We start from the raw sequence: 24325 nt of genomic DNA, 5'->3' as shown, positions 1-24325 counted from the left end.
ACGCCCAAGAGGCAGAAAACAAGGGCACCTTCGCCCCTCGCCCGTTGACTACAACACAGGCACCTCCGCGTTCTCCGGCAACTGAGCAGCCAGCCGTTCTCCTTGCTCAGCGAGCTTCCTCGCATCGGTCTGATTCAAGGCTTGAGCACCAAAAGGCCATCGGCCGAGCGAGACACCCAAGGCCTATCGCTGCCCGTCGGCAGCGTGGCCGGGTCGAGCTTGGCCGCCCAAGGCAATGACGCCTCGCGCCCGAGTTGCAGGCACAGCCGCACGGTCTTGACGTTCGTGCAGTGCTGCAACAACTCGCCCAACACGTCGGCGCGTAAGCTGTACGCACCCTCAACGAGTTCGCGTGCTTCCTGCAAGGGCTGACGCACCCCAACCTCGCTCAACAGTTCCAATAATGCGCGCTCTGGCGCCGATACCTGCGGCGCCCCGTTGCGCTTCTCGAATGGGCCGGCGTGGAGCAAGGCATCCGGCTGCTCATCGAACAGCCGCTTGCGGTGGTACTCGGCCGGGAAACGTTCGGTAAACCAATCCGGCAAACGCCCTGCCGTCCAAGCGCAGCGCCAGTTTGATGGCCGGATAGGTCGCCACGGACTCCAATTGCTGCACCGTCAGCCGGATTTCCAGCGGCGACAGGGAGCGGCCCTTCGGTACGAAGGTGGCGATCGAGGCCGCCCCCACGCTGTCGGCGGGGTTGGCTACCTTTTCACCGTGGGCGGTGGCATAGACATAGACCTGCTTCACGATGTTCCGGATCTGAACCGCGGTGGCCGGTGCGCCTCGTTCCTTGACCTTGTTGCACAAGATCCGGAGGTCTTCGGCCTGGATTTCGGTCAGCAGGCGATTCTGGAAGACCGGCAGGATGTCCCGGTCGATGATGTGCTTGCGCACGGCGCGGGTGCTGTCGGCCCATCTTGTATGGGTGAGGTACGTCTCCATCGCCGCGCCAAAGGTCTTGATGGCGCGAACCCGGCGCTTGTCGCGTTGCTTCTCCAGCGCGGGCGATATGCCCTGGAGAACGGTCTTGCGCGCCTCCAAGAGCAGTTCGCGCGTCATCGCCAGCGAAATGCCACTTGGCTCATAGCGGCCGATGGTCAGGGTCTCGCGGCGGCCGTTGAGACGGTAGTCGTAGCGGAAGGTGACGGTACCGGAGGGCGATACCGTCACGTACATCCCATCCCGGTCAGAAACCTTATAAGTCAAAGACTTAGGCTTCAGGTTGCGCAGCGCAGTGTCGGTCAGCATCGAGGTTTTCTCCTGCTTTTTTGACGGCTTTTACTGTCAGGGACCAGGAGACCCGCTGATGCCCGGAAAGCCGCATGAAATAAGCTTTCCTGAGGAGATTTTTACCGTCAAAGACGGTAAAAAGTCTGAATAGTGAACGAGAGTGTCTTAATTCCGCCTCAATTCTTACCGTCAGCTCTACCGTCAACCGTTTTTGCTGGTCGGCGATAGCCTCCGAAGCTGCCGTAACGTATTTCGTTCTAAATCAACACGTTACGGCAGTTTTTCCGATAGCTGGCGATAGTCCTCAAAGGACCTAAATTCACTCCCACTCTATTGTTTCATGCTTTGTAGTGGCTTGATTTGTAAAGGTTTTATTGCTCTCTGCGGGATTCGTACCAGCACACGTACCATCATATTATCTTGATACAAATTGCCTGTTATTTCCTGCATTTGCGGCAACAATACCACGTAAGCCAGGCACAAGCACCAAGTCGCCCAGAACGCCCTCCACTGTGCGCTGCGCGTTGCAGTGTTTCGCATACGCCAAGAACGACGCCACCCTCTGGCGAACGTGCTCCAGCTCCACCTCTCCGTGATAGAACTGGCTTGCCAGATCCCGGAAGTCTGCGCGCGCCCGCTTGATGTTTCTCTTGCGCGGCAGGATATGCGTCGGCCAGATTCTGTATCCGCAGAAGTCCACGCCACGCTGCCACGGATGAACAGCCGTCTTCGGATTCAGATGCAAGCCCAGATCACCTACCACCGCCTCCATCACCTGCATAACCTCTTGGGCTGCATGCTTGGTAGGCAAAACGGCAATAAAGTCGTCCATGTAACGGACGTAGTGCCGCAGGCCCATATCATCTTTGGCGACGTGATCGAGCCTGTTCAGAACGATGTTCGCGCCGAGCTGACTGGTCAGCGCACCCACCGGCAAGCCCACGCCGTTCTCGTGACCGTAGCCCGCCACGATGCGCCGCCACAGCCAGAGCACGTCCGGGTCGGAAATGACGCGCGCGGCCTCACGCATGAGCACGTCATGCCGGATGCTGGCGAAATACCTGCTGATGTCGGCCTGCATGACGTAGATCCCGTCGCCATGGTTGCGCTTGGCTACCCGCAGGAAGTGCTGCACACGCGCGACCGCGCGCTGGGTTCCCTTCCCTTGGCGGCAGGCGTATGAATCGGAAATGAACCGGCGCTCAAAATGCGGGCCGACGACGCCCACCAGGGCGTGATGCACCACGCGATCAGCGAACGGCGGCGCTTGGATGGCGCGCAGCTTCGGCTCCCGCACAACAAATTCGCGCTGCGGGCCGGGCGCCCAGGTTTTGTCGATCAGCGCATCCTGAATATCGAACAGGTTGGCTTCCAGGCTCTCGGTGAACTGCAAAACGTCTGGCCGGTATCGCTTGCTGCGGCGGGCCTCAAGGTAGGAGCGGTGAAGGTTATCGAATTGAGTGACGTGCGGCCATAGGCCGGTGATGGTCTTCGGCATGAGAATCCTGTTGGGGTGGGTGCAGACGCCACCACGTTCTCCGGCTTGCCGGATACTGGCCGTGGCGTCCTGTTCATCTTTGACAACATGGTCAGGACACAGGCCCCAAAGGAAAAGCGCTGGACGGCAGCCCGTGAGCTGCCCGCCTTCTGGCTGAATCGTTTGCGAGACGACCACCGATGATCGGGTTGGAGATCTCCGCGCCGTTGTTGACGTTGAGATGGAAGAGGCCAGCGTTGCCGCCGTTGCCCCAATTGCCGCCGGAATAAGCCCATGCCCATTTCTTTGACGGTGCAGGCGCTATTGCATGGCCTTCCCTCCCTCGTTCTTTATCCAGGCACCGACCATCCGCCCTATTTCATTCGTATGGCGCATCCACACCTCAAGACGCTCGGTGTTGATATAGCCAAGCCGGTGGGCCTTTCTGATGAGGCCGCGAAACACCTCTACCTCCACGTCCAGATCGAAAAGCGCGGCTGACTTCTGCTTGCGCTTCCAGGCCACAACCACTTGTCGCATCACCTTGTTCATGGCTCCCCGCATTTCGGCACTCAACAGGTGGCGCTCTATCCTGGGGAACTGGTGAAGCACGGTATGCGTGTATGCGTCCAGCTCTTCCAGCTTGGTCATCAGCCTCATGTGTGCGTCGCTCACGGCTCCCTACCCTCGCTGCGGCTAAATGAAACACTGGCCAGCAGCTTGTTGCGCAGGCCGAAGGTTTCCGCGTGGCTGGCGTGGGCAATCCACGAAACGACGGACTCGCGGATTTTCGACAGCTCAACCTTGCCCGCTGCGTATCGCTTGCGCAGGTACTTGAGCGTCCGCGACATGCGAGAAATTGAGCTTTTTCTGATACGCCGGTGTGTCGTCCATATCCGGTAGCCAAGAAAATCCAGCGCGCGGCCACGGCGCTCACCAACCGGGAACACCTGGGTTTTCGCATTCGTCTTGAGGCGCAAGGTATCCCACAGAAACGCCTCGATCTTCGCCCGGAGCCGGTGCAGGTGCTCCTTGTCGTGGCTGGCAATCATGAAATCATCCATGTAGCGCACGTAGTATTTTTCGCGCAGCCCGTGCTTCACGAACTCATCCAGCTCATGCAGATACAGGTTTGCAAAAAGCTGCGATGTCAGATTCCCAATGGGCAGCCCAACCGGATTCGGGTCGCCCGGCACCGCCGTCGAGTCGATGATGCTATCCAGTAGCGTCAGCGTCCGCTTGCACCGGATGCGACGGCGCAGCAAGCGTTTCAGGATGCCGTGGTCGATGGAGTAAAAGTATTTGGCGATGTCAGCTTTCAGCACGTAGACATGGCCGTGCTCCCGCTTCACCTTGCGCAGCATCTGCTGGGCGCGGTCGGCGCCGCGATGCGTCCCCTTGCCGGGCCGACACGCAAAGCTGTCATGGATGAACCGCCGCTCCCAGATCGGCTCAATGGCCGCCACCAGCGCATGCTGAACCACTCTGTCGCGGAACGGCAGCGCGGCCACCGTCCTTTGCTTCGGCTCATACACCTCGAAGGTTCGATACCGTCCCGTCTTATACATGCCCCAGATCAGCTCGTTCTGGAGCTGAATCAGGTTGCCCTCAAGGTCAAGCTCGAATTGCTGAACTTCCCTTCTGTCACGCTTGCCGCGCCTGGCGCGGATATAGGCCGCGTGAAGAGCCTCGAAGCTGTAAATCTCTGGATAAATGTTGCTGTACGTCTTAGCCATAACACCACAAACCAGCCCCGAAGGGCGGCGGCTGCTAGGGGTCGCTTACAAAGCTACTGTCTAGGGCCGCCTGTTTAATCTTTCGGCTTCAGGATTCCTGTTGCCGGGGGATATGCGTCCTTTTGAGGGGTGTGCTGTCACCAGGCCCGTGAGCCTGGCGCTTCTGACTTTCCCCAAGAGCGGGCCGACCGCCGATGTTCGTGTTGGAGTTGCCCCGCGAGTTGTTCAAGTTCACGGCGAACACCCCGGCATTCGCGCCGTTGTTCCAGTTGCCGCCACGATACGGAAGACGTCGTTTTCAACGCACACCCCCACCGCCGCCGTCTCCGGCGATGGATTTGACCCAGCCGCCTACCATGCGGCCTATTTCGTCGTTCAGCTTGGCCCAGTTTTCGTACTTGCCGAAGTCCAGATAGCCAAGGTTCTTTGCGGTTCTGATTTGTGACCGAAGCAGGTCAAGCTCTGCGTCCAGTTCCTGAAGGGTCGTTTTCTTGTGATAGCGCTTATTGCACACCACGATCAGCCGCAATAGCGCCCACATCGTCGTGCGAATCTCCGCGCCCAGCACATGGCGCTCGACCTTCGGGAAGTGGCGCAGCACCGTATATCCATAAGCGATCATCGCTTCGCATTTTTGGCGAATTAACAGATCGTTTTTCTGAACCTGCTCAACCTGCTCCGACACAAGCCTATGCTCCGATCACCAGCGAAACCACGTACAGCACAATGGCCACGACAATCGGAATAACCCAATCCAGCAGGCCGTCCATATGCCACGCCTTCGGGTCGAAGCCGCCCCACCATGGCATGTTCGCGCGGCGGCCTTGGCCGAACCGGCCAACCCAGCGATCTTCAGCTTGCGCATGTTCGCGGCCCATCCACCAGCAGCAAGCCATTACACCGCCGATAAACCAGTTCCCGAACGCAAGGCCAAATAGCGCCTGAACGATGAGCGTGACGACCGCATGCTCAAGATGCGTGATATTCATTGCAAAGCTCCTGTTTAAATGGGGCGTGCTACCGCCCACCCCATCAGATTGCACACCACAGATTTCAGATCACAAAAGCGGGCCGACCGCCGAAGCCCGAGCTGGAGTAGCCCCGCGAGTTGTTCAAGTACACGGCGAACACCCCGGCAACCGCGCCGCTGCTCCAGTTGCCGCCACGATACGGAAGACGTTCGCCATAGTTGCGCATATAGGCGCTGTCGCTTTTCATCGTTTCAGGCACAGCCGGATACAGGCCCAGCGCCTTGACGATGGCAGGAACATTCATGCCAGCCTTGGCCGTCATGCTCTTCAGCGCACCGGACGCCGAGTTACCGGAGTTCGCGTCGTCGCCCAGCTCGCCCAGACGGTTGGTAATGGCGTCGGAAAGGACGATGCTGCCGCCGGTCGGGCTTGAGGCGTCGTATTTGAGGGTGCCAGCGGTGCCGGGAGCCACCAGGGCGCCGTCGCTTGCGCGGATAGCGCGCCAGGCATTGGAAGTACGCGCCAAGTCAGTGGTATGCAGCGCAGCGTCGTTGTTGGGGATGACTTGAATTTCACCGTCCATCAAGCGCATGCCAGGCGACCATTCCCAGATATTCCCGCACAGGTCGGAAATACCGTTCGGGGTATTGTCATGACGCCACGATGCGGGGCCGGAGCCAGTCAAAGTGCGGGCGGTGCCGCTGATGGCGCCGGGGGTGCCACCATCCTGACGGCGGCCAGTTTCGTGCGTGGCTTCGTGGGAGCGACCGTAGTTGCTGTTGCCGCGCGGCTGGAAACCGTTTTTCTGGCACCACAAGGCCAACGCGGCGTACTCCGCATTCGTGGTGAGGTGAAAGCCAGGCCCGGCTGCCCGCGCTGCATTCACGAATGTGTCGTGATTGGCGGAGGCGCTGGGGTCAACACCGGCCAGCGAAACCAGCTCACCGTTCTTGATGATTCCCTGATACGCGCCGATGAAAAGCTCGCTTTTCTCGACGCCACCGACGATGAATGCGGGGTGGACGCCGGTGCCAAGGCTGACATCAATGTCTTCCAGATTGAACTTCGGCACGACGTTCATGATGGACGGCTGTCCACCGGCGGTATACAGGATGGTCTGCTTGCCGCCGCTGGCGGCCTCGACGGATGCGCGTAGCTCGTCTTTCACGTAAATGCTGGGCATGAATTTCTCCAATAGTTGCGGCTACCCTGGCGATCAGTTCGCCAGGGGCCAGAGGGTTACTTCGATGGCGTTGGGGTCAAGCTCCTGGGCCACGCGCTCGACGCCTTGACCCTCTTCGCCCTCGTCTTCCTCGCCGCCTTCGACCGGAATCTCTTCGTAGACGCGGGCCGGAATGACGATGTGCGCCAGGTACGCGCCATCGCCACCGATATGGGCGGTGCTGCCGGACTGGCGCACCTCAACGACTTGCATGCTGTCCTGCTGCAATTCGCGGCAGTCCACCAGGACACCGGCCACGGTGATGACGTGGCCGTCCACCGCAAAATCAGCCACGGCCTGGCCGGGCTGCTTCAATTGAATACGTGCCATTGTTTTCTCCTTCGAGGGGGTTAGTTGCTCAAGCGCGAGAGCTTCCAGCGCAGGCGCACGTTATCTGCTGCGCTGTGCAGCTCAATGGAAAAGCCATTGGTGGCGCGGCTATGCGCAACCACGGCGTCAGCGCCGCAGGGCGCGCCTTGAGCGGACACCACATCGAACGCAAGCTGGTAGTCGGAAGCGCCAAGGGTGTTGATGGCGACCGTCTGAGTGGGCGGGCTATCGAGCAGCAGAGGGAACTGCGGCTCAAACCGGCGCACGCTGGTCAGCGTGACGCCGCTCAAATTGGGGTCTGTCGCGTCGGTATTACCGGCGGGGATGGTCAGTTGGTAGAGCGTGATAGCGCCGTCCGGTACGTCGGTGCCGACCGGCGTCACTGCGGGCCGCCACGAGCCGTTGGCATCCTGAAACAGATACGCGCGCACCGTGACGGAAGAGCCGGACGGATTGCTGGGAACGCTGGCCGCGTTATCGGTGCCGCTGACGGCAAACGCGCGGCCCTGCGCAAAGCAGGCGCCATCGGTGAAATTCAGGTTCCGCGTGGCGGTCGTGGACTTGCTGGCCGCGCAGCCGCGAATCAGGCCACGGTTCGTAATGACGATTTCGCCTTCCTGTTGGGCGACCGTCTTCAGGGTGTTGACGCCTGAATTTGCCAGCGCTGCTTGTTGCAGCGCAAAGAGCAAAACGGCGATCTTGTTGTTGTCGGCCTCCTCCGACTGGCCGGACACACTGGATTCCAGTTCATTCAGGCGGATGCCAAGATTCGCTTTCCCGCCGCGCGCCGCGTTCAGTTCATTTTCACGAGCGACAAGACGGCCATCCAGATCAGCGAAGTTCGCATCAATCTCGTCATAGCGGGTGTTCCACAGGGAAGGAACCGCGTCGGGTTCATTGTTGGGAAGCGGGGTAATTTTCGGGTGGGGCAATGCCATTTGAAGGCTCCTTAAAAGCGCAGCTTGATACTGATTTCGTAACGCTCGTCGTTCTCCTTGAACTTCGGCGCAAACGTCTTCAAGCCGACGAGGTTTCCATTGGCGTCAATAAGGGCCGCTTCGGAAATTCCCGCACCGACAACCTCATTGGCTTCAATCGCCCCCTTGCCCGTTACCGAATACAGGTCTTCTTGCGTGATGGCCGCCAGCGGCTTGCGCAGAATCTCGTTATTCAGTGAAGTGGCGTTGGCGGACGGCGCTTTCGGCGTCAAGTCCGCGTTATGCCCGCCGTCGCCGAACGCCATAAAGGCAATGGGCGCGATGTTTGCGCCACCGGCCATGCGAGCGGCGATGCGGCGGCGATAAATATTGGCTACCACGGCTTCGGCCATGCCAGTCCTCCTAGAACGTCGTGATGCCAGCCATTCTTGCTGCCCGGAACTGCCCGAAACGGCGGCATTTTCCGAATCCAAGAGGGTTAACCCACCTTGAACGCCTCAAAAGTGAACTCGGGTGCCGCTGGGCTGCCGATTTGCCACCCACCATCCAGGCGCAGGCGTCGGACGGTGCCGGACACATACTGTTCTTCGCCCGGTATGTCGGCGGCCACCTTGAAGTGGCCCAGGCGCGGATATTTGGTCATCTTCATGGCCCGCAGGCGGCGGCCATTCAGCCGGAAGCGCCCCAGCTTGTTCTCTGCGCCCAAGTACCAGGAACCATTGAGCTGGCGCGGTGTGCCTGTCACCTTCGTTGCCGCCGCGCGCGTCAGGCGCTCCGGGAAGGCCCACATAGAAGCCTCGGATGCCATGGTCGTGCTGCTTTCAATCAGGAAAGGTTCGCCGCGCTCCAGGGTGAAGCCGAACGGACGCGGAGCCAGAAGGCCGCCCACTTTCCAGCGGCCATCCAGGCGACGCCAGGATGACAGGCGCACACGCGCGCCCAGACGCGCGGGGTTGGCCGGATACTTGATCTGGTGGTGTTCGTGGAATGTCGTCAGCAGGTCAGCGGGAACATCCATGTTGACGCGCTTCTGCATGAGCGCACGGCTGCCCACGTATATCGACCGCCCACCCAGCCGCCAGGTGCCGTCCAGTCGCCGGTCTTTTTCTCCAATCGTGGGCAGCCGGTAGGCGGACGCGCTGGCGTGGCTTTCCATCAGCAGGTCGCTTTCGATGCGGCAGCTTTTCAGCCGCCACACCGACTTGCCGCCTCGAATCTCGCCCAGGCGGAAGGTGCCGAACGGCAGGCCAAGCTTTACCATCTCACCGTCGCGGCCCAGTTTCCAGCGGACATCATCGGATTCGCCAATGACGCGCCCGCACCACGGGTAACGCATCTTGGCGTTCTTTTCCATGAACAGGCTGGACGATGCAAGGATCTCCAGGTGCAGCACGAAAGTCAGCCAGAATCGGAACAGCGGCAGCAAGCGCGCCGGTATCACCGAACGGATAATGTGCATCAGGCTTGCCACCGAACGCACGTTCACGCTGAAGTCCAGCACGATTTCCACGCGGCTGGTCAGATACATATTGTCGGTATCGACCTCGCGGTCGGCGCGACTTTCGTCCGCATCCTGGATGCGTCGCCCAACACCCCAGGAACCGTCCAGCTTCAGGCCCGGCTCACCAAGCTGGTGCAGCCACCACGAAAACCGGGGCTTGGACGAATACAGCCCGGTCGGGTACGGCATGTTCTTGTCGTGCCAAAGCTGATCGACTTGACACAGATTCGGGAACAGCATCTGAAGGTACGTGCGCAGGAAGTGCAGCCCGCGCCCCTGAACATCGCCCGACTTCCAGGCCCGGTACAAGTAGCGGGTAGCCGCCTCTTCACGGTCGCCCTGCATCAGCACCAAACCATCGGTGTTTACCGCCCGGCGCACCAAGTCGAAACTGCCAAGGTGCGCGGCACCCAGCACGTTCACGTCGAACGTGTCCGCCGCCAGGTGCTGGTTGAACAGGTCAAGGAATAGCTGCTTGAGGTCGGCTTCGACGCCGTTCTCCGCATAGCTGTTTTCCAGCGGCAGCAGGCGCGGCAGCTCGGCATTTGAGAAGTCGAAGGAACCCATGGCCTACCCGCCCCAGGACGGCGTAACGATGTTGACCGTCTCCACGTTCACGGCCAGCGTGTCGTGATCGAGGTAGCGCCACATTTCTGGCCGCGCCAGCAGCGATTCCGGCTCCACGATGTTCACGGTCAAGTCCGCCTCACCATCGGACAGCGCCTGAACCTTCTTGCGCAGCAGCGCGTAGACGCGCTGGTACAGCGGGCGCTGACGCCCACGCCGGGCCGCCGCCGAATCCTGGCCGAACTCCGCCAGCAGCGCCTCGGTGATCTTCTCCTTTACGTCGGACGCCACATAGGACGTGGACACACGGGCATTGATGGTCATGCGGATCTTCGAGCGCACCGGCGTGAAGAAATGCACCCGGTAGCTGTCGTCGGCGGCCAGGATGGCAGCCTTTATTTCCTGCTGGGTGGCGGTCAGTGAATCGCCTTCGATCACCAGTGGGGCGACCGGCGTACCAGGGTCATCCTCATGGCGCACCTGCTCACCGCCGTCGCTCGACAGGCAAGCCACGAACAGGGCGTTGATGTTGTCGAAACTCGGGCCGCGCGCCTGTTCCTCTGCGGACTCATTCCAGACGGATAGGAATTTCAAAGTCGGGAATTTGCGCCGCACCAGAAAATCGAACTCGCCCAGGAACACTGCGTTGTTGTCATAGACGGACGGATAGCGGGCCAGGTCGCGCAGCACGGCCATGGGCATGGGGTTCTGCCCTGCCACCAACAGCGCATCCATGCTCATTGTGATGGCGGCCTCGGCGGGCGCGCCCAGGTACTCGAAAGAGAACGGACTGCCGTAGGCCGGGCTAACCTCGCCCGCCGTATAGAACACGGTCAGGTCGATTTCCGCGCCATCCTTCGGCTGCACCCCCACGACACCATCAAAGCCGAAGCGCACGTACACGCGCTGCTGATCGTCGGCCTCGACGTGGAACACCCGCTCATCAACATCGGTATTCACGTAGCGGTCGCGGTGCTCAAAGGCGCCATCAACATCACTGACAGCAATCGCGCACAAATACGAGTCATCGCCCGGCGCCGGAACCTGGATGGCGTAGAACGGCTCCGTTCCACTGACAATGTGCCGCACACGGGTTGAGCTGATCTGGCTGGCCTCAAAGGTCGCCGAACCGCCAGGCTCGACCGTCGCCGCCGTCTCTACGCGCCAAGCCAGGCCCGAAGCATCCAGCAGCGTCCGCGCGGACTCCACGGTGAAAGGGTCGCTGCCCGTATTGACGGCCCGCAGCCTCACGCGCGCGGGCTTGCCCTTGCGCACAATGCCGCGCATGGCGGCGTCTGCCAGAACGGTTGAATCCCGCGCCTTCTCGAACGGCTCGGCCTGGGCCGTCTCCACCTGGGCCGACAACATGGAAAGCATGGTCGCCATGGCGTCCAGGTGCTGCATGATGCGAGGATCGCCCGCCTGGAAAAGCGGCGCGACATTCGGATACGCATTGATCGAGTCGCGGATAGCCTTCTGGAAATCAGCCTTGGTTAGCATTGACCCCTCCGGTAATTTCTATGGCCTGGCCGAAGACCTCCACCACCAGGTCAAGGCGGTCTGGGGCAGACGGAACCCCGTACAGGTTCAGCGAACCGACAGGCAGAGCCTCCAGCACCGGAACGTCGCTGCGCATCTTTGCCAGGAACGAATCAGCAGCGCCATCAGCATGCGGGCGCTGCAAAAGTGATTTCGTGTCCTGTCCATAGTCAGAACCCAGATAGCCGCCAACCGGCGTATTCAGCCAGTGGCGAACCATCCCCTGAACGTCGTTTCCATTGATCTTTGCCATGCTGGAAAGAGTAGACTTCAGGCAGCACCAGGAAGCGGTCAGTTTTCCGTTTAGCCCTTGCCCAGCCCGCCGGTGGCAATGTGCGCAATACCGCGCTCACGCAAGTCTTGGCCCACCTCGGTCGGCGCAGAAACCACGGCCACGGGCTTGCGCGTATCGCCGGACGCCATTGGCACGGACACCGGCGGCGCGTCAGCGATAGGTGGCATGGTGGGGGCGCTCGGAACCGCTGGAACGGATGCAACGGCCACCACCGGCGCGGCGGGGGCGGCCAGGCTGATGGCTTCTGGCATGGTCGCACTGGCAACTACGGGAGCCGCCGGGGCCGCAGGCGGCGCGACAGCGGCCACTTCCGGCGATGCCATTGGAGCAGTGGTCGATGGCGACGACGCGGGCGCAGACGACCCAGCGGAAACCGGCCCCGTCGTACCCTCGCCCTGCGCCACTGCTAGCGCCCGCTCTCCACCCTCGCGCCCTCCGCCCTCATTTCGCGGACTGGCCTCAACTCCACCCCCAGCTTGAACAGGGTGCTCCGCTGGCGTTGCGGCAGCCAAAAGCGCCTCCCCTGTCGATGCGGCAAGGGTAGATCGCTCGTCAGGCCGCGCCTGAATATCGGCCTGGGCAAGCTCAAGAAGGCGCTCTTTCTCTTGATGCGCGCGATTAAGCGTTCCCCTTCTCACTGCATCTGAAGAGCTTGCGAAAAGCCTATCGTTATTCTGAATCTTGTAGTCCTGAATAGTGGACACGATTTCAGAATCCGACATTTTCTCAACATCGCGTCCAGCCAGGGCTTTCTCGATCAGGCTGCTGTTTCCACCAAACTGGACTGACGTGCTCCATACGGAATCCTTTACGGCGGCACCACGACCAGACAGGTCAATCCCGGCCTTATTCAGCCTCTCAATCTGTGGGTCAAAATGTGTCTGCTTGATGAACTCATGCTGGGCATCGCCAAAATTCGGGTCATCCCTGGCAACCTGTTTCCACTTGTCATTGAACTCTCTGGTTCCGGGCGTCATGCCCTTGAATTGCTCGCCATAAGAGGTTGAGTCAAGAAACTTTTTCAGGGTTCCTGTATTCGATGCGAGCTGATAGGTTCCATAGGATGCGCCGCCGTGGTCGCCGCGCCCTGTAGACACCGTTCCAGCGCCCCCGCTCCCAGACTCGAATAGTTTGGATGTTTTGCCGAGCACCCAATCCTTGGCAGCCGTCGCCCTATCACCCACCCAGGCAGCGCCATCCTTGGCCGCAGTCACGGCGCGACCGGCAGATGCTTTCACATCCACACCAGTCCAGTCCTTTACTACCTCATTGGCCGCGTTGCCTGCGCTCCTGACTGATGCGATTGCGGTAGCAGCCACCTCTCTGGTGCTGTTCACGGCAGTTCTGGCGGTTTCCTTCACGTCCACGCCGGTAACGGACTTGATGTAGTCGTTGGCTTGGTCGCCCTTGCTCTTCACCCAATCAAACGCATCATCGGCTGCGCTGGTGATGTCGCCCCACAGACCCTTCAGGTCGCCAACCAGCCCATCCCACTTACTCTGCAAGCCCTTGGTCAGCTCATCCCACTTGGAGCTGAAGCGTTCGGACACTTCATCCCATTTGGACGTAAACCGCTCCGAAACTTCATCCCATTTCGAGCTGAACCAGCCCGAAACCTCATCCCATTTGGAGCTGAAACGCTCGACAGCCGCATCCCATTTCTGGGCGATCATCCCGCCAATGTCGGCTTCCCGAAGGTCGGACACCCAGCCGCCCACCGTTTCGCCCACCACCTGCCCGGCCTTGTCGCCAAAGAACAGGCCAGCAGCACCACCCACCACGCCGCCAATCGCAGCGCCAATAGGCCCACCCAGGGCGCCTACGGCAGCGCCCAGCTTTGCGCCAGCCCACATACCCCCCACGGCACCGGCCAGGCTCCCGGTTCCGCGCCCGGCCAGCCGGTCTTTATCTCGGCGCGTCAAAGTCTCGTCGTTTTCGGAACTGTAGAGGTCGTAGGCAAGGCCAGCACCGCCAATCAGCGCCCCCAGAATCGGAACGCGGCGCAGCATGCGGCCAATGCCGCCGCCCTTGGCGGCCTTCCCCATGCCTGCCGCAGCGCCCGCCGCGCCAGCGGCACCGGCGACACCTGGCAGCAGCTTGCCAATGCCGGGAATCTTTGCGAACAGGCCGCCCAGCAAGCCCAGCAGCCCGCCAATGAAGCTCATTCCCATGCTGTCGCCGTCTGGCACCGGCTTCTCTTCGATGGCCTTCAGGCGTTTGGCCGCAATCTTGTTGAACAGACCTTGCTCTTTCCGGGAGCCGGTCAGCGTGTTGAAGATGCGGCGCAGCCAGCGTTCCTGCTTTTTCTGCTGGTCGCCGCCCCCCGTTATCAGCTCGAATCCACGGGCCATCGGCTGCGCGACTTCAGACAGCGCCTTTACAGCCGGGTCGGCTTCCTCAAGGCCGGTGCTGGCCTCCCGAACCGCTCCAGTCACACGGTCAGTCAGCGACCGAACCAGGCTTTCATTCTGCTCTTCCTCTTCGCGTGGCGAAGATCCATCGGGGCGCTGGCCGGGTTTCGACTGATTGGCTTCCTGCCCCTTCACGAACCTACCGCGACCATCCCGGCGCGGCGGCTCCACCGGCGCGCGTAGCGTTGCCGCCCGCGTGGCGCGCAGCTCGGCGACCACCCGGTTTACGGCGGCATCTGCCGCCCCCTCTCGCCCGCCCCTGGCTGCATTCGCCTGCGGCGTGGCCGGTGTACGCAACAAAACGGGGATCTGCCGCACGTCTCTGGACGCGGCTGGAGCGGACGCCACCGATGGCGCAGGGCGGGCAGATTCTGGCTGCTGGTGCTGCACTGGCGCGCTGGCGCTCTCAACCGGCTGGATGGAGATCACCGGCTGCGCGACTTCAGACAGCGCCTTTACAGCCGGGTCGGCTTCCTCAAGGCCGGTGCTGCGACCAGGCACAGCCACCGCCACCGGCGTGGACTCCGGCGCTATGCGGCTCATGGCCTGCTCAATCCCAAGCACCGCTTGGCGAATGGCCCGCACGTCCTCACGGATGCCAGCCCATTCGGCCACCAGGGCGCTCAAGTCGATAGGGTCGCCAACCAGGAACCCTTGGGCGTCATGCTTCAATGCCATCACGGCCTCATGAAAGTATCGAGCTGCGAGAACGTCATCTGCACCTCTTGCAGCCCGTCTTCCCTACGAGAAAGCGCCACGTCCAGGTTGACCGGCCGGAACAGGCCGATGTCCTCGTATCCGCCCCGGTTGCTTGCAGCCGTAATAAATGAATGAACCACCTTGACGGTGATGGCGTAGGAATCCGGCTCGCCAACGGTGCCGTCGCGCGCGGACGCGGCGCCATGGTGCGCAGCAAACCACCGCTTGATTGAACCGGCCTCATCATCAAGCGTCGTCATACGCATTTCGACAGGCTCCGTGCCTTGAATTGCATCGACCACGGAACCGCCTACGCGCACCTTGTCGCCCGCCATGATGAAGGGCGAATACTCGACCTCGGTAGCGAACAGGTTGAAACGGTCTGGCATGTTCATGCCGCCGCCGCCCAGCCTGCTTGTCACCTCCAGCAGCCACAGGTTCTTTTTGGAAAGCCGCTCTCCGCGCACTTCGTCGTAGATGCGCTTGGCTTCGCTCGGGCTGATGCCGCCCAGCAGCGGCGTAGCGCCGCCCCAGTAGGCGGTTTGCGCCATGATGCCGCCGCCAAACCCTGGCAGCATTTCATTCAGGATGCCGGAGTTCAGGACGCGCATGCCCGCGCCATCCCAGTCGCCGCGCATGATGTCGCCCACCACGCCGGTTCCCAAATTGACGGCGCGCTGAGCCTGCATGGGAACATGCTTGTTGACGACGTTCACGGCGGCATTGACCGCTGCGCTCTGCCCCATCTTGGCGACCGTCTGCGCCACCTGGCCGCCACCCATGGCCTGGGCGGCTGAATTAGCAACTCCACCCAGGGCAGCGTTCATGCCGGTGCGAATCGAACCAATCAGGCTTCCGCCCGACAGGCTTTCCGCGACGTTGTTATACAAGGACATGCCTACATCCCCCCGCCGAACCCGCCCATGTCGTTACCCTGCGGCTTGGCGTCCACGATGGTGGCGTAGAGCGCGGCCTGGTCTTCGTCCAGAAGCATGGTCTTTGCCAGAAACTCGGCCATGATGTCCTTGGAAGCCCCCATTTCTTTGAGCATCTGCATGGACTGCACAAGCAGCATGCCGGAGTTCATGGAATCGGTGCGGGTGCGCTGTTTCTCTGCCTCCAGGGCGGATATGGAGCCAAAGAAGTTGATTTCCCAAGGACGTTCGCTCTCATGGAACACCACGCCATAACGGCGGGCAGTATGAATGTCGATAACGTGATGGAAGAAGCCGGACAGCGCCACGCGGATGACCCGCGCGCGCTCCGCCGCCTGCGCGGACACACGGAAGAAGCCGCCTTCGCCCAGGCCACCGGAAAGCTGGTCGGCAAAGCCCAGCATGGAAAGATCGACGCCAAGGGCGCCGGACAGCAAGCGAGCATGCAGCAGCACGTCCTCAATGCTGATCGTCGCGGCGCGGCCTGTCTGGCCGCCGTTGCCGGGGCCGATATTCGTCAGTTGCTTCTCATTGAAGACCGGGATGATGTGCCGGATGCGCTCCATGATCGGGCGACCCCGTGTCACTGCCTGCTCGGCATACTTCTTCGACGCCATGAGCATGCCCTTTACCGACTCCACGAACCGCTCTTGCTGCTCCAGCGTCATGGACTCCAGGTTGACGGCCACCATCTGCTCATCAATCGAATCCATCCACCGCTGCCCCACCAGGCCCAGCAGCGATGCCGACAAGTTGTCATAGGGTTCTTCGGCGTTGTAGAGCATCGAGCCGCCCACCATGCTCGGCATGATAGGCAGGTTGTCGATATTGTTCTCTTTCAGGGCGACTTTCAGCGACTTCTCGACTACGCCGAACTGCGGAATCCACTGGGTACGCGGCATCTTCAGACGCGCGAGCTGGGTCACGTCCAGGCGCTCGAAGTTTCGTTCACCAATGGACACGGCAAAGCCGATGGTACGGCTCCCACGTTCGAATGGCTGCACCAACTGCGGACGCACCATTTCGTCAGAGTGAAGATCCACAACGCCGGTGGCGTCGGTATAGATTCGAGCGTAGGAGTCGCCGTAAGCCGACCCCGTGTAGGCCATCTGAAAAGCCACCCGGTTGAACAGGGGCGACAGCTTTGCGGAAACCTCGTCGGCGATAGCAGCAAGGCGCTTGTCCTTTTTCGCTTCTGCTGTTTTTTCAACGAACACCAGGTCACCGCTGGTTTCATGGCCGCCCAGCGCCGAAGTCACCAGCAACTGCAATGCGCTGCTGATGATCGGGTCGCCCTCCATGCGCATCCACTTCTCGTAGATTATCTGGCGCGACCGTGCGCCACGGTTTCCAGACCCCAGCAAGGAGGCGACCGTGGTTGTTCCGGCTCCGTACAGGTGCGTATCGGAAGCCCGAATCTCTCTGGATGGCGCGACGTGCGTTGACTGCCATCGCTTGCGCGACAGGCCAAGGCGGGCCAGGAAGCCTGGCCGTGTCGAATCGGCGGTGTTGGGGGTATCGTCCATGCGGAACAGAGTATGTTCTGCCGCAACGATGCCCCCGCCTGATTTTCCGCCCTACGCTTTAGGCTGCCGGAAACTCCATGTCCGCGTCGAACAGCTCATAAAAGTCCGCGCTACCCGCATCAAGCTGGAACTGGTTTGCATAAACCATGTGCGTTTTCAGGTATTCGGTGCGGAACTCATCGGCCATGATGAGCGTTTCCGCCTCGCTATCGCCCTGGTATACCCGCTTCACCAGAGGGTCAGTCTGGTCGCCCAGGCTGTAGCCACCGGCTTTCATGGCGTCCTTGAGCGCCCACCAATAGGGGCCGTAATCCCGGTAGCGGCGCGGATCTTTGTTCAGGCGGTCGGCCACGACACCCAGCCCAAACGCCAGCAGGTTGGAAAACCCCCGGTTGGCGCGCAGGGCGGCGGCGCGCTCGGCCACCAGGCTCTTGATTGCTTCCTTGTCGAACTTGTATTCGGTGTATGCCATGTCTCAATCCTTACAGTGAACGGGTCGCGCCGATCAATTCGAGTTGCTCTGCCGCCTTGGGGTAGTTGGCAACCAGGTAATCCCAGGTGGAACGGTACACGTTCCATGACAGAGAGCGCTTATCCCACTTGTACTTGCCTGCTCCCGCGCGAACGGCGCAGCTCTTGATCGTGTCTTTCCAGGCCATGGTGTTGCCCCGGATGCCCACCACGTCATTGGGCGACTGGCTGGAAGGCTGCTCGGTTCCGGCCATGGCCTTGCGCCCGGCGTTGACAATGGCGATGCGGAACTCATACGGCAGGTAGTCGCTGGTATCCTTCCCTTCCCAGTCAAACCAGCCCGTCGCGCCACGAACGAACGCGGCGGCCTGCTCACGAATGTCGTGCTCAGTGTTGCCGGTCAGCGCAGCCTTCAGGGCGTCCACCGTAACCGTTTCCTCAATCTGCCGCTGCACCCACATAGGGCTACCGTCAAAGTCGGCCACGGTCAGCTTCATGCCATGGGCAACAGCGTATTCGCGCAGCAGCTTGAACCGATCATCCGAACGGCTGTTCGCCCGCTCCACGGCCACGTCGCCCGCCACGACGAAAGAACCCCCATCGAACGACCGAACCACGGCCTTCTGCGACTCAAAGATGCTGCGCTGCACCTCCGACTTGTCGGCATCTGTCGGCACAACCACATACGGGAAGTACGGCTGCGGCAAGCGATACTCGAACACCCGATAAGCGGCCAGCGCCTCCACCTTACGGCGCTGCGCCACCTCCGGCACGACCGTATTGAAGCCGTTTTCAATCCGGCCATCGCCGTTGATTATGTCTTCGATCTGCGCCGCGTCCGTCAGGCACGAGTCGTAGCCAGCCGTGCCACGATAGATCCACTCCCCGGCCATAACTGCCGACGTATCCGCCGCCAGCGGCGAGCCGTCCATAGATCGACCGAAGGCGCGCGGGCGGCCATTCTCAAGCGCCAGCACCGCCAGCCCACCAGCCACGCGCACAAACGTGCCGTGAGTCAGCGGCTTGCCGTTGTAGACAACCCCATCGCCTCGGGCAATGGCTTCGGCCACGTCAGCGGGGTATCCACCCGCTTCCTCGGCTTGGCGGGCGAACGCGGCCTTGGCCTCTTCGATCATGGATTCCGCCATATCGACTTCAGCCTGCCATTCGTTGGTGATCGGGCCGCCCTCGACAATCTCAAGCCCGAACGACGGGTAAGAGCGCCCGCGCAGCATGGCCTCAATATCATCATCCTTCTGCTTCTTACCGCTACGCACAGCAGCAAAGAAGCTATCCAGAGTCGCAGGCTCCCTGGTTTGCCCGCCTCCGCTCCATTGCGAGCGGTGCAGCGTGGCCGATTCCTCGATCTGGCGCCGCAGGCCGCCTATGCTTGCCATCAGCTCGGCCAGCAGGCTTTCATTGCGAGCAACAGCGGTAGCCGTTGCCTTCGGGTTGGCAATACGATCCCGCAGCTTGTCGGCCTGCCTTTCCAGCCCGAACAGGCCGATGATCTTGCGAATCACGAAACTATCGGCAGCCCGGTTGTCGTTCAGGAAGGTATTTTGCTTGCGGATGGTATCCAGGTTGATCATTTGCCGGTCGCGGTTGCTGGAGGCCCGCGATTCGGCCTCTTTGGCGGCAATCGTCTCCTGCATCCGGCGCATGGCGTCAACGTCGCCCACCACATCAATGAGCGCTTCCATCTGCTCCCTGGACAGCCCGCCAGCCACGGACACGCTGCCGGTTCCGTTCACGTCCATAACCTGCCCAATCCAGTCAGCCTTCTTGTTCACCATGGAACGCTTGCTGGTGTCAAAGGTGCCGTCAGCATCGTAATAGTAGAGATTCACTCGCTCGGTCGCATTGCCCTGCCGAACACCGCGCCCGTTGCGCTGCTCCAGACTGTCCGGCGTCCATCCGATGGTCAGGTGGTGAATCGCTTGCGTTCCTTTCTGAAGGTTGATACCGACTTCCGCCTTTTCGTTGGCGATCACCGTCTGATACTTGCTGTCCTCGCCCACGCCGTTGAAGCCGTCCTGAACGGCCAGGATTTCGTCCGGCGTGTTGTTGGTGCGGCCCGTGATAATGGCAATGGCGCTGCTTGGCACACCGGCACGGCGCGTCAAAAGGCGCTTGATCTTGTTGTGCAGCGGCAGGATGTCGCAAAACACGATCTGCTTGACCACGCTGGTCGCCTTGCCGCTGGCGTCGATGCCACGCGGACTGGCCTGCTCGTTCTGGAAGTTTTCGAGCATGGCGGCCAGCTTGGGCGGCACGGACACGTCCAGGTCAAGGCCGATCTTGTCCGCGATAGCCTCGAATGCGCTCTGCACGTCCGGGTCAATGCTGTCGATCACCACGCGCCCGCCATCAATGGCTCTTGCCCGCACCTCGATCTTCAGCAGTTCGGTTTCGTTGCCGCCGGAGTCCTTCACCTTCTTCTTCCCGACAATGGCGCTTTCATCCGTCATCGGGCCTGGCCGGGGGCGTTCCTCGGTGATCTTGCGGGCGTTGAACTGCTCGATGGCCTGCTTGGCCTTGTCCGCCTGGGTGGACAGGTAGCTATAAAAACTGGCCCGCTGGTCAAGCTCTGGGTCAGCAATGAGCATGGTCATCTTATTGATGAGGTTGAAAGGATGCCCAATCAGGTTCAGCTCTTCGCCGAAGTGCTGGGCAACCTGGTCGTAGGCTTCGGGGTCGCCACGGTTCGGCGATTTCTCGGCCAGCTCATCAATGGCGTACCGGAAGGCGCTCTTGTAGAGCTTCAGACGCTCCACAACGGCATCAGGCAGCGTGACGGGCGTGGGCTTTTCCTCACGCTCCGGCACAATGATCTGCCCGCCAACGTCAGCCGCACTCTTGATGGTCGCCACCTCGCCGATGGACTTGCGGAGCACCCCGACGTTATTCAGGCCGACAAAGACGTCGGTAGTGCGCGCTACGCCGTCCATGGTCACATCGTCCTGGTTCTCCTTGACGCACATCATTTCCATGAAGTTGTCGGCGCCCTTGATGCCCAGGCAGAGGTCGTTCACGCGCTCATGGCCGACCGCCAGCGACAGCATGGCGTACATTTCCAGCGGGCTGTTCGTGATCGGCGTCGCCGTCAGCATCAGAACGCCGTCCTTCAGCGGGGATTGCCCGCGAATGAACCATGCTTTGGCCTGGGCGTCGATGCCACGCTTGGATGCTGGCGACATCGAAAGGAACTTGGCCCCCTTGAAGTCCACGGTCTGCGCGGAGTTCTTGAAAACGTGGGCCTCATCAAAGACGACGCTATCCACGCCCATGTCCTCGATGTAGGGGGCGCTGCCACGCTTGCCCGACAGGATGGACAGCAGGCCCGCTTGCTTGCTCTTGGCGCGCTCGTCTTCCTTCTTGTCCATGCTCTCCGAGAAACTGGCGTCAGCCCGGCGCATGAACGTCTCGTACTCGCTGATCGTCTCATCACGCATGCGGATGCGCTCGAACGCCTCCAGCGTCATGAAAATCTTGCTGTGCCGGTTCTCCATCACCGCAGTCAGGTCGGCGTCGAAGTTGCTGGAACTGATCGTGGCGCGCCCATCCTTGGTAATGCGCAGGCCCACAAACAGGCAATCATCCGTGCTGGAATAGGCCCGCATGGCTTCCTTGCGCCAGTTGGACAGCACGGAGTTGGGAACGACGAACAGCGTTTTCTTCTTGACGCCGATGCTCTGCGCGTACTGCGTAGCGGCCAGCGCAGTGAAGGTTTTGCCCAGACCCACGCCAAACCCGTTGATTCCGCCGAACTCCCGGCTGGTCTTGCGCACATAGGCGTTCTGGTAGCCGTGCAGGGTCAACCCCTCGCTCATGCCCGGTATCGGCATGGGTGCTTCATCCTCAACTTGCCGGAAGCGCAGGCGCTCCGGGTCAGAGGCGGTCGCCTCCAGGCGCGAGATAACGGCACGGTTGCCGCGCGCCCAGCCGTTGAACTGCTCATTGGCGGTATTCACCATGCGACGCAGCTCTTGCAGCGCCTGGGCATCCGGCATATCCAGCTTGGCCCCGCCCAGCGTGATCGTGCCGTTCTTCAGGTAGTCGCCAATGCGATTCAGCAGCTTTTCACGGTCTGTCAGCCTGCTGCCCGGCACGTCGATGTCCACGCGCTTTACGCCGGTTTTTTCGTCGTACACAACAGCGGCGGACGGATGCACGAAGCGGCGCAGGAACTCGGCCTTTTCCTCATGCGTGACATGCGGGCTGAACAGGTTGAACGACAGCTTGGATACGTCCACCCTGTCGATTCGGCTTTCGGCGTCGATCTTCTGGCGCAGCAGCTTGGCCCGGATGTCCTCGTTCTCCGCGCTGGCAATGTCGGCATCTACGCGGCGCAGGAACTCGGCATAGTTGCCGATGTAATAGTCATCGGCGCGCGTGACGCTCTTGCCGTCGGGCGAAACGCACCAGTCAGCATCGGCGTATGGGTCGAACCCGTCGCCGTAGATGGCGCGCGCATCCTCCATGCTCACCCATATGGATTTCGTCTTGTAGCGCAGCCCTTCAAAGCTGGCGTCGGCAGTGATCTCAACTGTAGGCGCTTCCTGCTGCACGTCGCCGCGCCAGACGGCAGAAAAGCCGGTTTTCTTTTGGTAGTGGTTGCCGATGAAGGCCAGTCCGTCGCGCAGCTTGCCGCCGATGGCCGCCGGTCGCTTCCTGGCCGTGACAGACACGCGCTGCATGGCATCAGACAACGCCGGGTATTCTTCGGCGAAGTTCACGCCGGTTTCTTCACCCATGCGCTCTTCAAAAACCTGATCGGCGGCCATGCCGACGACCCCGGCATTCCAGAACTGCGCCCGCTGGCCCTCATCCTTCAGGTGGCGCACCTCTGCCACCGCACCGCGCAGCCACGCGGGAATATCGAGCGACTGCGACGTTTCAATCATGTGCTCGACGCACTGCACGGCGTCGGCCCACTGTACGCGGCCCTCGAACGCGGCGTAAGGCGTTGCCAGCTTGCCGACCAGTTCGGCCATGCTGGCGCTGCTCTCGGTGCGGGCTATGGGAACCCATCGGCCATCCTGCATCTGCAGGGTCTGCCCGGATTGCGTGATGGTGTCGCCATCCCGGTACACGATAGGCGTGGTTTCGACCGTGCCAAGCATTTCCCAGTCAACGCGCGAGCCAGGGAAGCGCTTGAGCATCCGGGCGATCTCGGAAATGGGCTGGCGCGTCACCACGCGGTCAACGTCGCGGAACTTGTTGGGGTCTTTCGGCACGAAATCACCCAGGATGAACCGCTTGCCTTCCCCATCGAAGTACCGGCCATTGATAAACGGCTGCCACTGAACATTGGCATCCACCAGCGCCGTTGGCGATTGCTCCCGAAGTTCGGCGATCTTGTCCAGGGCTTCACGGCTGTATTTGCGGAACGCGATCACGTCGGTCATTGTGTCCGCGCTGGCCGTGCCGAACACGGCATTCGGCAATCGGTACGCCCCCAGGAACTCGGCCATGTAGCTGGCCTTCACGCGCAGCTCTTCTTCCTTGCTGCCCTTGCCAGTAACGCACCGGGGCGGCGTGATGAACACGGCCAGGCCGCCGGGCTTCAGCTTCTCAAGCGTCCGCAGGATGAAATAGTTTTGCAGCGGCTCTTTCTGGTATCGGCCATCCAGCAGTTGATTGCCGCCACGGTCAGCCACGCCACCAAACGGCACGTTCGTCACCACGGCGTCGTACTGCTCATCGGGCGTTGCAGCGGCCACTCGCTCAAATGGCGCTACCGTGGCGCTGTAGCCTGGGCCAGCGTTCACCAGGCCATTGATACGGCCCGAAGTCTCGTTCAGCTCCACGGCGTCGATGGCGGCGTTCAGCGGCGCGGTGGCACCAAAGATGCCCACGCCCGCGCACGGGTCAAGCACCTTTCCGCCAGCAAAGCCCAGCTCCTCCATGAGCGACCAAATGCCTTCGGCAATCGGCTTGGGAGTGTAATACTCGTAGGCGCTTCCCTTCTTGCCGTCTGCGCCGATCAGCGCGCCGCCGGTGCCGGAGTATTTCGCCAGGGCCAGCTTTTCCTCTGGCGTCAGGCTGGACGCGGCCACCTCGCCCGCGTCGATGCGCGCCAGCAGGGCCATGGCCTCGGCGTTATCCTTCTTGCGCTGCGCTGGCTTGCGGTTCGGGTCGAACTCGTAATACTGCGCAGTCTGGTTGCGCGGCTCCGGCACCTCTTCGGGGCCGCCTTCCGGTTGCGGTTCAGGGGCGGCAGCGGCTTGCGGCTCCACCACCGGCGCGGCTTCTGGTGCCGCACTCGCCTGGGGTGCTGCCGCACCAAGCGATGCACGGATCTGGTTCGCGCGCGAAACCAGCTTCAGACGTTTCATGGCCGCGACCGGCCCCGCACCTACATCGTTCAGTTCGCCCTTGATTCGGGCCAGCTCCCCCACCAGCTTCAAGCGGGCCAGCACACCGCCAGCCGCATCATCAAGGGAATTTCGGTTCAGCATTTTCTCTTTT

17 protein-coding genes and 2 pseudogenes are annotated in these 24325 nt (G+C 61.4%); all 19 read right to left on the bottom strand.

Annotated features, from left to right (window positions below; genetic code table 11):
- Positions 1–134 precede the first annotated feature (134 nt).
- Positions 135–560 (bottom strand): annotated as a pseudogene (locus tag PIGHUM_RS22675) (type IV toxin-antitoxin system AbiEi family antitoxin domain-containing protein); the annotation flags it as partial.
- A pseudogene (locus PIGHUM_RS22670) lies at positions 559–1251 on the bottom strand (tyrosine-type recombinase/integrase); the annotation flags it as partial. The pseudogenes PIGHUM_RS22675 and PIGHUM_RS22670, both read right to left, overlap by 2 nt.
- Positions 1252–1648: 397 nt before the next feature.
- Positions 1649–2731: a reverse transcriptase domain-containing protein gene (locus tag PIGHUM_RS22665; RefSeq protein WP_124081955.1), complete on the bottom strand. Its 1083-nt coding sequence runs from the start codon at positions 2729–2731 to the stop codon at positions 1649–1651.
- A 300-nt stretch (positions 2732–3031) separates the two neighbouring features.
- A complete protein-coding gene (gene avd, locus PIGHUM_RS22660; protein ID WP_246013442.1) occupies positions 3032–3361 on the bottom strand; it encodes a diversity-generating retroelement protein Avd in 330 nt (109 codons plus the stop codon).
- Between the two features lie 20 nt (positions 3362–3381).
- Complete coding sequence (locus tag PIGHUM_RS22655; protein ID WP_124081954.1) at positions 3382–4446, bottom strand: reverse transcriptase/maturase family protein; 1065 nt, start codon at positions 4444–4446, stop codon at positions 3382–3384.
- A gap of 298 nt (positions 4447–4744) precedes the next feature.
- Positions 4745–5131, bottom strand: a complete 387-nt coding sequence (avd, locus tag PIGHUM_RS22650; RefSeq protein ID WP_222929318.1) for a diversity-generating retroelement protein Avd — start codon at positions 5129–5131, stop codon at positions 4745–4747.
- Positions 5132–5135: 4 nt separating this feature from the next.
- Positions 5136–5435, bottom strand: coding sequence for a hypothetical protein (locus PIGHUM_RS22645; RefSeq protein WP_124081953.1), 300 nt, complete (start codon positions 5433–5435; stop codon positions 5136–5138).
- Between the two features lie 64 nt (positions 5436–5499).
- On the bottom strand, positions 5500–6600 hold the full coding sequence (locus PIGHUM_RS22640; protein WP_124081952.1) for a hypothetical protein: 1101 nt from the start codon (positions 6598–6600) through the stop codon (positions 5500–5502).
- A 33-nt stretch (positions 6601–6633) separates the two neighbouring features.
- Positions 6634–6969, bottom strand: coding sequence for a hypothetical protein (locus PIGHUM_RS22635; RefSeq protein WP_116802428.1), 336 nt, complete (start codon positions 6967–6969; stop codon positions 6634–6636).
- 20 nt (positions 6970–6989) lie between these two features.
- On the bottom strand, positions 6990–7907 hold the full coding sequence (locus tag PIGHUM_RS22630; protein WP_124081951.1) for a hypothetical protein: 918 nt from the start codon (positions 7905–7907) through the stop codon (positions 6990–6992).
- 11 nt (positions 7908–7918) lie between these two features.
- Positions 7919–8299 carry a phage tail protein gene (locus tag PIGHUM_RS22625; protein ID WP_116802426.1) on the bottom strand — a complete coding sequence of 127 codons (381 nt, stop codon included), beginning with the start codon at positions 8297–8299 and terminating at the stop codon, positions 7919–7921.
- Between the two features lie 86 nt (positions 8300–8385).
- Positions 8386–9975, bottom strand: a complete 1590-nt coding sequence (locus tag PIGHUM_RS22620; protein WP_124081950.1) for a hypothetical protein — start codon at positions 9973–9975, stop codon at positions 8386–8388.
- 3 nt (positions 9976–9978) lie between these two features.
- Positions 9979–11475, bottom strand: coding sequence for a hypothetical protein (locus tag PIGHUM_RS22615; protein ID WP_124081949.1), 1497 nt, complete (start codon positions 11473–11475; stop codon positions 9979–9981).
- Positions 11459–11767 (bottom strand): hypothetical protein, encoded by a 309-nt coding sequence (locus PIGHUM_RS22610; RefSeq protein WP_124081948.1) that lies wholly within the window; start codon positions 11765–11767, stop codon positions 11459–11461. The genes PIGHUM_RS22615 and PIGHUM_RS22610 overlap by 17 nt, the downstream gene beginning before the upstream one ends.
- Before the next feature lie 50 nt (positions 11768–11817).
- Positions 11818–14898, bottom strand: coding sequence for a VgrG-related protein (locus PIGHUM_RS22605; RefSeq protein WP_124081947.1), 3081 nt, complete (start codon positions 14896–14898; stop codon positions 11818–11820).
- Positions 14898–15815 (bottom strand): hypothetical protein, encoded by a 918-nt coding sequence (locus PIGHUM_RS22600; protein WP_124081946.1) that lies wholly within the window; start codon positions 15813–15815, stop codon positions 14898–14900. The genes PIGHUM_RS22605 and PIGHUM_RS22600 overlap by 1 nt, the downstream gene beginning before the upstream one ends.
- 2 nt (positions 15816–15817) lie before the next feature.
- Positions 15818–17380: a hypothetical protein gene (locus PIGHUM_RS22595; protein WP_124081945.1), complete on the bottom strand. Its 1563-nt coding sequence runs from the start codon at positions 17378–17380 to the stop codon at positions 15818–15820.
- Between the two features lie 58 nt (positions 17381–17438).
- Entirely contained in the window at positions 17439–17852 is a 414-nt protein-coding gene (locus tag PIGHUM_RS22590; RefSeq protein ID WP_116802419.1) for a hypothetical protein, read from the bottom strand.
- Between the two features lie 10 nt (positions 17853–17862).
- Positions 17863–24315: an SNF2-related protein gene (locus PIGHUM_RS22585; RefSeq protein WP_124081944.1), complete on the bottom strand. Its 6453-nt coding sequence runs from the start codon at positions 24313–24315 to the stop codon at positions 17863–17865.
- Between the last annotated feature and the right edge of the window lie 10 nt (positions 24316–24325).

It is taken from the genome of Pigmentiphaga humi (assembly GCF_900606115.1).
GTDB lineage: Bacteria > Pseudomonadota > Gammaproteobacteria > Burkholderiales > Burkholderiaceae_B > Pigmentiphaga > Pigmentiphaga humi.
This window is presented reverse-complemented; position numbering and strand designations above follow the sequence as displayed.